Source organism: Paenibacillus intestini (assembly GCF_030803945.1).
Taxonomy (GTDB): domain Bacteria; phylum Bacillota; class Bacilli; order Paenibacillales; family Paenibacillaceae; genus Paenibacillus; species Paenibacillus polysaccharolyticus.
The window spans coordinates 69,382-82,805 of the sequence record NZ_JAURUN010000007.1 but is presented as its reverse complement, the minus strand read 5'-3'; the positions used below and the strand labels follow the sequence as shown (position 1 = coordinate 82,805).

Sequence of the window (13,424 nt, the reverse complement as noted above, 5' to 3'; positions counted from 1 at the left end):
CAACATGTCCGTTTTGTCACCTTTATAACGGGCATTCTTCCATTCGTCCACCTTCTCCACAATATCCCCCCGTCCCTGATGAATGATATCTATCTTCACAAAAAGCAATCTCACTCTATATGATAGCGTTTACAAAATTATCTACTTTCCGTTATGATATGAGTATCAACGCCAAGCTGAAGTGGAGAGGAGTTGCCTAATGAGTCTCATTGAGGATCGAATCGGACCCAAGTATCGGATTGGTGATTATGCCTTTACCATAGAATATATGCGAAGACATGACGGGAGTGCGATGCCGCAACCTCATGCTCATCCCTTTTACGAATTATATTACCTGCTCGAAGGTGAACGGGTATACTCCATGAATGGACAGATTTTGCCTGCGCGAAAAGGTGACTTGGTTCTCATCAACCCGCATGATGTACACACCACTTCCAAAGGCAACAAACCTGGCTTCGAACGGATTCTCATTGGTTTTTCGCCTGCTTTTGCCACGGGCATGGAGCTAGGCATCTGTGGCCTGCTGCCATTCAAATGCTCCAGCCTCCTCCGTCTTCCCGAGTCAGATCAACCAGAGATCGAGCGCATCCTGTGGCAGATGCTTCAGGAATGCAAAGAACGACGCCCTCATTATGAGATCGCCGTACGTAGTCTGCTGGCTCAACTTCTGATTCTTGTCCATCGGGCACAGGAGGTTATCCGGGAATCCAATCCAGGCTCGCTACATCCGATGCAGGACAAGATCAGCGAGATCGTAACCTATGTCAATAAACACTACACTGAACCGCTCACTTTGGAAGATGCTGCAGCCCGTTTTTATATCAGCCCTTCTTATCTCAGCCGAATGTTCAGCAGGCTTACCGGATTTCGCTTCAGCGAATATTTGCGTATCGTTCGAGTTCGAGAGGCACAGCGAAGATTACTTTCAACACAAGAGCGGGTTCAATTTATCGCAGAGAAGGTCGGATTTGAGCATACTGCTCATTTTAACAAAACCTTTAAACAGATCACAGGCACAACGCCGCTGCGTTATCGCAAAGAGCATCGATGAATGTGACATGTTGTCCTGACCTATTCTTCCTCTACAAAATCAATTGGGCAGCCGTGTTCCAGCTCCAGCATGTGCTCTTCTCCATCTCAGGAGAAGTTCAGGCGATGACTGGACTGCATACATGGCTGCCCTATTACACTTCTAATAGGCACGAAAAAATCACACCGTTTATCTACGAATGATAACTCCATTTCGGACTTCCGGACTTACCGATATCTGTCGTCCTTCCGTATCTGCATCCGTTTCCCGACATACGATCCCCGCAGATTCAAGTCCAGTGACTTTCAATAGCTTCCCATCCGCACCCACACCTTTAATGTCCTCCAGTGTAGCGCCTTTGCAGTTATGAAGATGAATCAGCGGACCTTCGGTGATCTGTGCCTGAAGCCCTGTAATCTGTAAATGTTTTGCCTGAGCACACTGAATGCCAGTACGAGCTTCCACGCTGTAACGTTCGATACTTACGCTGTCCAGAGGCATCTCCGGTAGACCGCTAACAAATAATGCCGTATCGGCTCCCGCGCAGACCACATCCGAGATGCGAATATCGCGGAACACCGGCGTTTCTTCGCTGACCTCTTTTGCAAGGTCCCCACCGCGGGCAGACCCCTCCATATTGGCATAGAAAAAGGAAAACGAAATAGCTTCCATAATGATATCCTTCATATAAATGCGCTCAATCTGAATATCCTCAACGATCCCCCCGCGTCCGCGTGCGCTCTTGAAACGCAGACCAATATCCGTGCCGATAAACGTACAATCCGTTACCCGGACATGCCTTACACCGCCGGACATTTCACTGCCGATCACAAAGCCGCCATGACCATGATACACCGTGCAATCCCGAATCGTAACGTACTCCGATGGTAGCCCGAGTTCACGCCCCTCGGCATCTTTTCCTGATTTCATACAGATTGCATCGTCACCAACATCAAATATACTCCGCTCTACCAGAACATGACGACATGATTCAATATCCAGCCCGTCTCCATTCTGGGAGAACCACGGGTTTCGCACATTCACTTTACGAATCGTCACATGTTCACAAGCCCAGGGATGCAGATTCCAGGCCGGTGAGTTCTGGAAAGTAGGCCCTTCCAGCAGAACCCGTTTGCATTGACGCAAGCTAACCATGTTCGGCCGCAAGAAATCCCGGATCTCTTGATGCGCGGCGAGATCACGTACTTTTTCCAGGTATAGCTTCTCGGCAATGGCACCGCCATCCATCGCAGATTGGGAAGGCCACCAGATCTGTTCATCCGTCGTTTCTGACGTTTCCACAACACCACCAGAGGCAAGCAGTCGCTTCCACTGGCCAACGGTCATTTTGGAACGTTTCACCGGACGCCAGGCTTCACCGCCGCCATCCCAGATGCCTTCCCCCGTAATCGCAATATCTTCGAGTCCGTCTGCATCAATTGGAGATTGACAACGTACAACCTGCCAACCCTCGAAGCTTGATGCAATAAGAGGATACTTGTTGAAATCCTGACTGAAGGTTACCAGTGCGCCGGCTTGCACATGCAGTTCAATTCGGCTACGCAGCACGATCGGTCCAGTGAGCCACACGCCGGCAGGAATGATGATCCTGCCTCCACCTGCGTCTGCACATGCCGCAATAACCAACCGAAAGACCTCTGTATTATCTGTAATACCGTCTCCAACGGCACCATACTCGGTAATATGAAAATCATTTTTAGGAATCTCGGGCAAATCCACTTCGTATGCTTGAAGTTCAGTTGCACTGCCTGACCCTGCAGATAATGGGGAGCGATATATATTCATGGTATGAAATCATCCTCTCTACTCGATTCTCTCGTTTCATCATATCAACGGCACAGTAGTGACGGGTTAAGCTTTTTTGCCATGTACAGAGTGAACTTGATGTTATTTGTTATTTATATTTGTTAGCCCGTCTATAAAAACAAGACACTATTTTTAGTTTACAGCATACATCAATTCCAGTCATTGTAAATAAACTAGGAGTATTGATTCATTTTTCTGTCAGCATTCGTCACAAGAAAACCAACTATATAACATATATATAACGTAATTTTGGGCTATAGCCCTATAAAACCCATTACTTATGTCACGTTTTATTACAGACCAATTGCTATCAGCAGGATGTCTATGTATGATTAAATAACCACTTTGCAATAATTCCTTTTTATCCCATTTTCACTCTCCATTGCAGAAAGGGTGTGTGTTCTTGATTGAATTCAAACGTGTGCAAAAGCATTTCGGTCATTTCCATGTCCTCAAGGATATTCATCTTCGTATCGAAGAAGGAGAAGTCGTCGTTATTGTCGGACCTTCAGGCTCTGGCAAAAGTACGTTGCTCCGTTGTATTAACCGCCTGGAGACCATCAGTGAAGGTGAGCTCGTTGTCAGCGGCATTCCTCTGCATCAGAAAAAGGTGGACATCAACCTCTTCCGCCGCGACATCGGCATGGTTTTTCAACATTTCAATTTGTATCCCCACAAAAAAGTCATCGACAACATCACTCTTGCACCCGTCAAGGTACGTAAGCAACCCAAAGCCCAAGCCGTAGCAACCGCTATGAAATACCTGGAGCGGGTCGGCATTGCCGATAAAGCAGACAGTTACCCATCCCAATTGTCCGGTGGACAACAACAGCGTGTAGCCATTGCGAGAGGACTCGCCATGGAACCGAAGATTATGCTTTTTGACGAACCTACGTCCGCCCTTGATCCTGAGATGATCGGGGAGGTTCTGGATGTGATGCGCTCCCTTGCCCACAACGGCATGACCATGGTCGTCGTTACCCACGAGATGGGATTTGCCCGTGAGGTGGCAGACCGGGTCATTTTCATGGACGAGGGCCGGATCGTCGAAGAGGCACCCGCAGTAGATTTTTTTGACAATCCCCGAGAAGAAAGAGCACAACAGTTCCTTAGCCGCCTGATCCATCATTAACCTCTTCGTACTTTCACCCAGACGTTAATCCAATCCTTTATGCTCACTCCACATTTTGAAAGGGGTCTTAAATTGATGAACAATAATATGAAGTTCCCGTCTTTAACGTTAATGTTGGTGCTTATGTTATCACTCGTATTATCTGGCTGTAACTCCACTGGTACAAACACACCTTCCACAAGCGGTGGGGGCGATGCGGAAGCGCAAGGTACGATTGAACGGATTAAGGAACGCGGCAAGCTGATTGCTGGCGTGAAATATGACACGAAGTTATTTGGACTCAAAGACCCGGCAAGTGGAGATGTGGAAGGCTTTGATATCGATATTGCCAAGGCACTGGCCAAGCAGATTTTGGGAGATGAAACGAAGGTCGAACTGAAAGAAGTAACGTCCAAAACACGGATACCGATGCTGCAAAACGGAGATATCGACATCATCATTGCGACGATGACCATCACGGATGAGCGGAAAGAGCAAGTGGATTTCAGTGATGTGTACTTCGAGGCAGGCCAATCCCTTCTGGTGAAAAACGACAGTGCCATCGCTGGTCTGGAGAGCCTGGATGGTGTGAAAGTGCTTGCCGTGAAAGGCTCTACGTCTGCACAGAATATCCGCGAGAAGGCACCGAAAGCCGACGTACTGGAGTTTGATAATTATCAAGATGCGTTTACAGCGCTGAAAGCAGGCAAAGGCGAGGCGCTGACGACCGATAACATCATCCTCATCGGCATGCAGCAGACGGACAACAACTACAAGCTGGTTGGCGGCAACTTCACTAGTGAGCCATACGGCATGGCGATTCGCAAGGGCGATACGGCTTTTGTAGAAGAAGTGAACAAGATGCTGAAAGCCCTGAAGGATAGCGGTGAGTATGACACGTTGCATGAAAAGTGGCTAGGTAGCAAGCCTGAATAACGTTTTTACACCTGGAGAACGGGGGCTCTTGTTATGGGCACATTGGATTTCAGCGTACTGTTCAGACACTCCGACCGCTTTATGGAAGGATTTCTGAATACAATTCAAGTGAGCGTGATGGCTCTGATTGGCAGCTTTGTACTCGGGGCCATTCTGGCGATCTTTCGAATCTCACCGGTCAAACCGTTGAACTGGTTTGGTACGGCCTTTGTTGAATTTATCCGCAACATTCCCTTGTTGCTGGTTGTGTTTTTTTTCTATCTCGGACTGCCTTCGCTGGGTATTTCTCTGGATGGATTTGTCGCGGGCACACTGGGACTAACCATATACACGGCCGTTTTCATCGCAGAAGCGATTCGGGCAGGCATCCAAACTGTACCTCGAGGTCAACTGGAGGCCGCACGTTCATCGGGACTGTCTTATGTACAGGCCATGAATCTGGTCATCCTGCCGCAGGCCATCAAAATTGTACTGCCTTCCATTGGCAATCAATTTATTAATCTGGTCAAAAACTCATCCATCCTGGCGGTTGTGGCCGGCATGGACTTGATGTATTTTGCCGACATTGTGAACTCCGATACGTTCCAGCCACTAAGCGTCTACACCATCGTTGCTCTGTTCTATCTGATACTGACCTTACCGCTCAGCTTTCTGGTGCATTATATGGAACGCAGATTTGGACAGAGTGATGCAGAAGCGCGCAAACCTAAAGGTAAACCGAAGAAAAACAAACCTGCCGGGCAGGTTACGATGTAGGGCATTTCTAATCCAGTCACATGTGGTGATTCATTGAACATATATCGCTCACCGAAGGAGGCTTCGAACGTATGGACTTTAGCGGGGCCTATGAGTGGCCTAACCTTCGTTTCCTGTTGCAAGGATTTTGGGTGACCCTTCAAGTTGCAGGCTTATCCATTGTGTTCAGCTTTGTGCTGGGCACACTGCTCGGTACGATACGATTTACACGAATCCCCGTCCTCTCCCAGATTGTGGCGGTTATCGTAGATACCATTCGTAACCTGCCGCTGCTGCTTATCATCTTTTTTATCCATATCGTGCTACCACAGCTTGGTATTAAAATGCCACCCTTCTGGTCCACGGTTGTAGGACTGAGTCTGTTCGAAGGCGCCATGATCGCTGAGATCGTGCGAAGCGGTCTTAAGTCTGTAGAACGCGGTCAGGTGGAAGCTGCCCGCTCCTCTGGCCTAAGTTACATGCAGACGCTCAGCGGTATCATTATGCCACAAGCACTGCGCCGCATGTCTCCTCCCATGGTCAGCCAATTTATTTCTCTATTGAAGGATACGTCACTGGCCATCATCATCTCCCTGCCGGAGCTGATGCGCAATGTGCAGATCCTTGGAGGTCAAAGCTTCGATTACATCATCCCGGCGTTGTTGCTCGCTGCTGTACTCTATTTCATCATCAACTACTCCCTCTCGATCGTTGCCAGAAGACTTGAGGCACGAATGAACTAGGGAGGTGGGCGTTGTTTTGTTCCAGGTGCTTAGGTTCAGTTCCTTTGGTCTCCATTGCTTGTAGCAATGGTTTGAAGCTAAGCTACTCTATTGCTCCATGTTGAACAGTTTGAGGCTACCGCTACGGTTGCTCGCGATTCAACTGTCCAGCTTCAATACTCGAAGTGGAACTGCCAAAATACGAGCTAAACAAAGTAACGGTTCAACGTTCAAAAGCTCCCGTTCCACATTTTTCGTGGAATTGGAGCTTTTGAATTCTAACGATCTCAGATGAGCTTATTTAGCCATTTTTGAGGCATTTTCAATTCTAACGATCCGTAGGAAGCTTATTTTGCTGATTCAGGCCATTTTCCGCCCCATTCCGAGCAATCTTGGCAAAATAGCGTCACTGGGGATCGTTAGAATTTTTTTGTCTACTTTTTTGCCCAAATAAGGCTTCTGGTGATCGTTAGAATTTCACCACTGTGCGGTTACCCTAACTTCGTTCCCTTTTCCACTCAAATTGCTACACCATTTTGGCGCAACTCTGCTTGCAACAGTGATACAGGAAGCTTTGCAGGCGGAAGTTTCAGCTTTACCGCCATAGCCGCAGCTGTTCCCGAAGCTTCTCCCGTTGCCATACAGCTTGGGGTCAGTCTGGTTGTGGCGTGAGCCTCATGTGTCGTGGAGATACAGCGTCCGGCAGCCAGCAAGTTGCTGATATTTTGCGAGAGCAGCGAACGATAGGGAATATCATACGCACCATCTCCTTCAATAAAGGCTGCAGTCACGCCCTGCCCGGAGGGATCATGAATATCGATAGGATAACCGCTTCTAGCGATGACATCGTCGAACTTCCGTCCTGCAACGACATCTTCCTGAGTCAGCACATAATGCCCAATGACACGTCTGGATTCACGAATGCCGATCTGTGGGGCTACAACCGAGATCGAAGCTCGTTCGAAACCAGGCACATCATTCCGCAGAAATTCGGCAATCATCAGCACCTGCTTTCGTCCCTCCTGTTCAGCTTCGGTTAAATCCACAGCATTGGTGGCATCAAGCCCCTGCACCCGGGTACAGTTAATCAACACTTCATCAGCCGCCGGTCCGGTGAAAAATAACACCTGATCGCGTTGAATCGGCACTGCCGCTCTCTTCCAGTGTGAATAGAAGCCGCTCACGCCCGTTAACGGAATCGTGTCCAGTTCGGCAAAAGGTGTTTTCTCATAAAAATCCTCCGGATGCTCCTGCATATACTGCTTCACACGCCCGAGATCCACGCCGCGCATACGGAACTTCATCGTCATGGGCTGAGATTGGCTGTCTTCCTCCCGCCCCTTCGCTATAGTGGCCCCAGCCAGATAAGCCACATCCGCATCACCGCTCGCATCGACAAATACGTTCGCCTGAAGCTCCAGCTGACCGGATTTGTTCGTCACTCGCACCGCCTCTACTCGGTCATCCACCGTAGTAACACCATCTACGAAGCTGTGCAGCAACAGCCGAACACCCGCTTCTTTCAACATTTCTGCCGCGACCACCTGATAGACGGCAGGATCATACGGTGTCACGCTATGCACAAAACCAACCGTATCACGCAGATGCCCGGGGGAACCGCCTCTTGCCTGCAAGCGATCCACAATCTCCTGTGCAATCCCCCGAATGACCTGCTCACCCTGCTCGGTATGAAACGTCATCCACGGGTAAACCATAGCAGCCGTTGACATCCCGCCAACAAATCCGTAGCGTTCCACTAGCACCACGCGAACACCCTGCCTCCCTGCTGCAATCGCCGCCGCTATTCCCGCGGGGCCGCCTCCGACAACGACAACATCCGCCGTTTCCCTTTTGACATTCGCCACTTCATTCAAACCTGCCCTCTCCCTTCCATGTGATACGCTACTCTTTCAATCGCTCGATGCATCGTGCCTCTGTCTGTCTGACTTCCCAAACCCGACTACTCCTTCAATCCTGTCATCGCCACTCCCTCAATGAAACGCCGCTGCGCCAGGAAAAAGACGATCAATAGCGGCACCGTCGCCATCACGGTCGCACTCATCAAATACTGCCAAGCTGTGCCCACCTCATCCGTGAACAGGGACAACCCCAGCGGCAGCGTCATTAGCTCTCTCGAATTGATAAAAATCAACGGATCGAAGAACTCATTCCAGCTCGTCACAAATGTAAAAATCGTCAGCGTCGCCATACCCGGCTTGGCAAGCGGAAGCATAATCTGCCAATAAATCCGAAATCGGCTACAGCCATCAATCATGGCCGCTTCCTCCAGCTCGGTGGGCACCGTAATAAAGAACTGCCGCATCACAAAGATGCCAAACACACCACCCGCGCCAAAAATCGGCAGTAAAATCAGCGGAAGATGCGTATCAATCCACCCCAGCTGCCGCATAAACAGAAACATCGGAATCGCTGTGACTTCATGCGGAATCATCATCGCGCTCAGCAAAATGAGAAAGACCACATTCCGTCCCTTAAACGGAATCTTGGCAAAGGCATACCCCGCAAGCGAGGCAAAAAACACCGTGCCAAGCACCACCAACGCAGAGATATACACACTATTCCCGTAAAAACGGTGAAACGGAATCAATCGAAACACATCGATATAATTCTGAAATTGCAAGCTATCCGGTATCCACTGCGGTGGATAGGTGAATATGCTCTGCGGTTCCTTGAGGGATGTCGAGACCATCCAGATCAGCGGAACAATCATGATCAGCGAAATTGCCGTCAGTATCAAATAGGTGCCAACCGCAGCCCCGAACCTTCGGCCTGACAAACTAGGCATCGCCTTCACCAAACACCCACCTCTTTCGAAGCTGCCATTGCAGCAGCGTCAGAATCAGCACAATCAGGAACAGCACATACGCAAGGGACGAAGCATAGCCGAACTGAAACAGCTTGAACGCTTTTTCCCAGATGTAATAGACCAGAACTTTCGTGCTGTTGCTCGGCCCGCCTTGGGTCATGACATAGATCTGTCCAAATACTTTGAGCGACCCAATGACGGTCATCACGACGGTCAGAAATACGGTCGGCGTGATCATAGGCAGGGTGACGTTGAAAAAAGAAGCCCTTCTGCCCGCGCCATCCAGTGTCGCCGCTTCATACAAGGAACGCGGGACCTGCTGAAGTGCTGCAATGAACAGCACCATGTTCAGCCCGACATTTTTCAGCACACTCGTCACAATGACCGCAGGCATGGCCAGGTTCGGATCATATAGCCAGGCAGGGCCTTTAATGCCCATCATCAGCAATAGCTGATTGATCAGTCCCGACTCTGTTGCATACATCAGCTTCCACACGATGGCCCAGACAATTAATGACGTCATCACCGGGACGAAAATGGCCGTTCTGAACAGGCCGATCCCTCGAATGCTTTTGGATAAGAGCAGGGCGAGCAGCAAAGCGAGTACGATATTCAGCGGCACCAGACCTGCCGTAAAGTAAACCGTATTGCCAAGCACCTCCCAGAACATGGCGTCCGTCATAATATTCCGATAATTTTCTAGTCCGATAAAATGATGATCCCCAAGCAGCGGCCAATCCGTCAGGCTCATATACAACGCAAGCCCCATCGGGAACAGAAGCAGCAAAGTAAAGCCCAGCACCATCGGTGAAATAAACAACCAGCCAGCAATCTGCGCTTCCCTGGCGAGCGGCCCTCCACGTCTCCGCTTGTTGGATCGGCTCACGAGCCATCCCTCCCAGTCAGACGATCTATTGCATTGCGGAAGCTACTCACGGCTCTACGCAGCTCATCCTCCGTTTTGCCTGTAACCATTGCCCCGAGCATAATAGCCTTGATGCCGCTATGGTGAAGCACGGGAACATCCTCCGGTACCAATTTACGCTGGGAAGGGACAAGTACCGGTACTCCGGCCTGCAAGACCAGTTGCCGATAATGAAGCACGTCCGCAAAGCTGAGCGGGGTGCCGTATTCTTTGCCGGGTACAATCGAAGCCTCCAGTGCAGTAAAACCGAAATGTGCAGCAGACGCCACCAGAGACACATCATACTCGTTGTTAATCGCAAACGTAGATTCCAGCCCAAGATTTTGCAACATAAAAGAAGGCAGATGATGCGCATAGATGGAGTAGAAGTCAAAGCCCATACCCGCCAGGCGCTCCACATCTTCTCTCCGTGTCCCTTCGATACTCCCGGATGGCACAACGCCGAACGGACCAGCGAACTCCGAGCGGATCGCCCGAAATACCTCGGTGTATTCATCCAGCGGACCAAAATGGTTGCCGCTTGCGCGATGGCCCACATTAAAGTGCACCTTCAGAGCATCCGCACCTTCCTCCCATGCCGCCCGAGCCAGTGCGAGATCGTTCCCGGGCAGACTGACGATGAGCGACAGCGGTTTTTGCTCCAGCATGGCTTGCAGTTGACCTGTCTTTTGCACATGCTGCTTAGCCCAAAGTTGACCGACTTGATGTGAATGTTGCGGGTTCTGGGAGTTCTGCGGGTTCTGCCAACTCTGAGAAGGCTGCATCTGTTGTGACTCCTTGGTCTGTTCCGTCCTCTGCGAACGCTGCTGCATCTGCTCCGTCTGCTGACCCTTCTTCATGTCTTCCACTGGTTCATCCCCTCACTTCTCTCACTCTTCATACGCCCCATTCACTTTTTTTCCGTCATTTTTCTTTCCATCATTTTCCCGTCTTCCCTACGCTCTATCTTATTTACGCTTCATCTCCCGCACTCCTTCACTCTCCAACTCTTCAGGGCTGCAATATGCGCTGCACTTCCGTCTGCATTTGTTTCAAATTATCCTCTGGCGAGGCTGTACGGGCGAATAATCGGTCAAAACCTTGCAGTACCGCGTTATCAATATCCTGCCAGCGGATATGTCCCGGAATCAGACGGGCTTTCGGCATTTCATCAATGACCGCCTGCACGATATGCTCTTTGCTCGGGTTGTTCGGCTGCTGGATGAAAGCATCGGAGTTCAGCACCGAAGTACGCGCAGGCACAAAGTACGTCGCGGTTGCTTGCGTTCCCTGTTCACTGGCGAAATACTTCAGCAATTTCTTCGTCTCCTCCGGGTGCTTGCTATCCTTGAACATGGCATAGCCCGCTTGCCCCAGCATCGGTACGCTGCCCTGTGAGCCGGACGGCATAGGTGCAATACTCCACTCAAAATCCTTGATCTCCCTTGCTTTGGACACATAGCTGTAGTTATCGAAGCACATGCCCACATTGCCTGCATCAAAGCTCACCTGCTCGCCCGCTTTCGGGTGAGATTCGTCGGTAAACATCATGCGCTCCAGCATGGCAAAGGTCTGTACACCGTACTCATCATTCCAGGTAAACGCTGTCATATCTTCGTTGAACGGCCCGCTTCCGTTAGACCAGGAGTATGAAGAAAGCACGGCCCAGGTCTTCCAGTCCCGAAAAAAGTTAGCCCCATAGATGCGATTCGCCGCATCCTTGCTGGTTATCGCTTTGGCAGACGCCTCGAACTGCTCCCACGTCCACTCGCCTTTGGCAGCCAGCGTATTGGGATCAGTCAGCCGGGCCTTGTCGAAGAGCGTTTGATTATAAAACATCACCACCGGCGGTGTGGAAAACGGCAAGCCTAACAGTTGATCTCCCTCACGGAAGAGATCTAGCGTGCTGGGAATGTAATCGTCCAGCTTAAATTGTGCGTCATCCTTGAACGCCGACACGTCGGCCAGGATGTGATTGGACTTGAACTGTGGTATCATGCGTTCCGATACCCAGGCCAGATCAGGAAGCGAGCCGCCAGCGGCAAGCACCGATATTTTCTGCTGATAATCGGCAAAGGGTACCGATTCCATCGTTACCTTGATGCCCGGGTTTTCTTTTGTAAAGCCATCGATCAGCTTGTTGTACACATCAATGTGTGCCTGGTTGCCCCACATCATGAATTTCAGTTCTACCTTGTCTTTCTCTCCGCCAGAGGCGTTCGAACCCCCGCCCGTATTGGTGCTTGTGCATCCAATTAAAGCTGTGATCATAAGCGCGAGAATCAGCATCAGTCCTGCCTTTTTCATCGAAATCCCCCTTATGGACGTTATGGTATTCCTGTGCCACCTCAGTATATCGAAAGCGCTGCTTGCTCCTAAATCACGTCAGTTGCAGAAATGGTACGGAATTTTAAGAGATTTTCTCCTGACACCTAGCTCTGCCCTCATACAGCACTCGCCTAAATGCTCTCTATGCTTTGCTCTTTCAAACGCTCTAAACCAAGAGGCATTTTGCTAGTGCTACTCTCTTCCTGTACTTTCTGTTTCTCACTACTCCCCACGCTACACATCATATCCGTCACGATACTCCCCTGCCGTACATCCCATCTGCTGTTTAAACACCAGCATGAAATGTTTCGGACTCTGATACCCGGATAACCGGGCAACGTCATAGATTTTGAGTCCGGTGTTGGCCAGAAGCCATTTCGCCCGCTCCATTCGTGCCTCCGCGATATATTCGGAATAGTTGATGCCCGTCTCGGTTTTGAACAACTGGCTCAGATACGTCGGGTTCAGATTGACCAGCGAAGCAACCGTCTGGAGCCGCAGATCACCATCAGGATGCTGGTGGATGTGTTCTTTCACGCTGCGAATAATTTTGCGAGGTTCCCCGTGTTCCGGGTTGGCTGCGCCAGAGGTTTCGGGGATAGGAAGTGTGGAGCGGCCGGTTCTACGGTCCAGTAGCGATTGCATTTTTTGCAAACATTTCACCAGTTCATGACGTTCGATGGGCTTCAAAAGATAACTTAATACCCCGTGTTCCATCGCCCTGCGTGCATATTCAAACTCCCCGTACCCGCTGATAATAAGCATCAGCAGATCAGGGTACATCTCTCTCGCTAATGAAACCAGCGTCAATCCATCCATCTCGCGCATACGGATATCCGTGATTAATACATCCGGCACTTCACAGCGCAGTACCTCCAGTGCCTCGGCTCCGCTTGCCGCTTCCCCCACCACCTGAAACTGAGGGGATGCCTGTACAATCAACTCTCGTAATCCCTGGCGAATCACCGTTTCATCCTCGACAAGCAGCACTTTATACATGCGTA

The 13,424-nt window shown here is 50.1% G+C and carries 12 protein-coding genes; 5 read left to right on the top strand and 7 right to left on the bottom strand.

The window, feature by feature from the left end:
- Positions 1-199: 199 nt before the first annotated feature.
- Positions 200-1,051, top strand: a complete 852-nt coding sequence (locus tag J2T16_RS18620; RefSeq protein ID WP_090918863.1) for a helix-turn-helix transcriptional regulator — start codon at positions 200-202, stop codon at positions 1,049-1,051.
- A gap of 168 nt (positions 1,052-1,219) precedes the next feature.
- Here J2T16_RS18620 and J2T16_RS18615 read toward each other — a convergent pair whose 3' ends face one another.
- A complete protein-coding gene (locus tag J2T16_RS18615; RefSeq protein ID WP_499019011.1) occupies positions 1,220-2,836 on the bottom strand; it encodes a glycoside hydrolase family 28 protein in 1,617 nt (538 codons plus the stop codon).
- A gap of 424 nt (positions 2,837-3,260) precedes the next feature.
- Here J2T16_RS18615 and J2T16_RS18610 point away from each other — a divergent pair, with 424 nt between their 5' ends.
- The 4 genes from J2T16_RS18610 (at position 3,261) to J2T16_RS18595 (ending at position 6,382) form a co-directional block, all read left to right on the top strand.
- The gene (locus tag J2T16_RS18610) at positions 3,261-3,989 is read left to right on the top strand and encodes an amino acid ABC transporter ATP-binding protein (protein ID WP_090918867.1); all 729 of its coding nucleotides are present in this window, start codon (positions 3,261-3,263) and stop codon (positions 3,987-3,989) included.
- Positions 3,990-4,064: 75 nt separating this feature from the next.
- The gene (locus tag J2T16_RS18605; RefSeq protein WP_154891470.1) at positions 4,065-4,904 is read left to right on the top strand and encodes an ABC transporter substrate-binding protein; all 840 of its coding nucleotides are present in this window, start codon (positions 4,065-4,067) and stop codon (positions 4,902-4,904) included.
- 33 nt (positions 4,905-4,937) lie between these two features.
- Positions 4,938-5,660 carry an amino acid ABC transporter permease gene (locus tag J2T16_RS18600; RefSeq protein ID WP_090918871.1) on the top strand — a complete coding sequence of 241 codons (723 nt, stop codon included), beginning with the start codon at positions 4,938-4,940 and terminating at the stop codon, positions 5,658-5,660.
- 71 nt (positions 5,661-5,731) lie between these two features.
- Positions 5,732-6,382 carry an amino acid ABC transporter permease gene (locus J2T16_RS18595; RefSeq protein WP_090918873.1) on the top strand — a complete coding sequence of 217 codons (651 nt, stop codon included), beginning with the start codon at positions 5,732-5,734 and terminating at the stop codon, positions 6,380-6,382.
- 497 nt (positions 6,383-6,879) lie between these two features.
- On the opposite strand, the gene J2T16_RS18590 is transcribed toward J2T16_RS18595, so the two are convergent.
- The 6 genes from J2T16_RS18590 to J2T16_RS18565 form a co-directional block, all read right to left on the bottom strand.
- Complete coding sequence (locus J2T16_RS18590; RefSeq protein ID WP_499019009.1) at positions 6,880-8,235, bottom strand: FAD-dependent oxidoreductase; 1,356 nt, start codon at positions 8,233-8,235, stop codon at positions 6,880-6,882.
- 86 nt (positions 8,236-8,321) lie between these two features.
- On the bottom strand, positions 8,322-9,167 hold the full coding sequence (locus tag J2T16_RS18585) for a carbohydrate ABC transporter permease (RefSeq protein ID WP_499019080.1): 846 nt from the start codon (positions 9,165-9,167) through the stop codon (positions 8,322-8,324).
- Positions 9,160-9,993 (bottom strand): carbohydrate ABC transporter permease, encoded by an 834-nt coding sequence (locus J2T16_RS18580; protein ID WP_276539947.1) that lies wholly within the window; start codon positions 9,991-9,993, stop codon positions 9,160-9,162. The genes J2T16_RS18585 and J2T16_RS18580 overlap by 8 nt, the downstream gene beginning before the upstream one ends.
- 77 nt (positions 9,994-10,070) lie before the next feature.
- The gene (locus J2T16_RS18575; RefSeq protein WP_499019008.1) at positions 10,071-10,952 is read right to left on the bottom strand and encodes a hypothetical protein; all 882 of its coding nucleotides are present in this window, start codon (positions 10,950-10,952) and stop codon (positions 10,071-10,073) included.
- Positions 10,953-11,103: 151 nt separating this feature from the next.
- Positions 11,104-12,399, bottom strand: a complete 1,296-nt coding sequence (locus J2T16_RS18570) for an ABC transporter substrate-binding protein (protein ID WP_499019007.1) — start codon at positions 12,397-12,399, stop codon at positions 11,104-11,106.
- A 255-nt stretch (positions 12,400-12,654) separates the two neighbouring features.
- Positions 12,655-13,419: a response regulator transcription factor gene (locus J2T16_RS18565; protein WP_499019006.1), complete on the bottom strand. Its 765-nt coding sequence runs from the start codon at positions 13,417-13,419 to the stop codon at positions 12,655-12,657.
- Between the last annotated feature and the right edge of the window lie 5 nt (positions 13,420-13,424).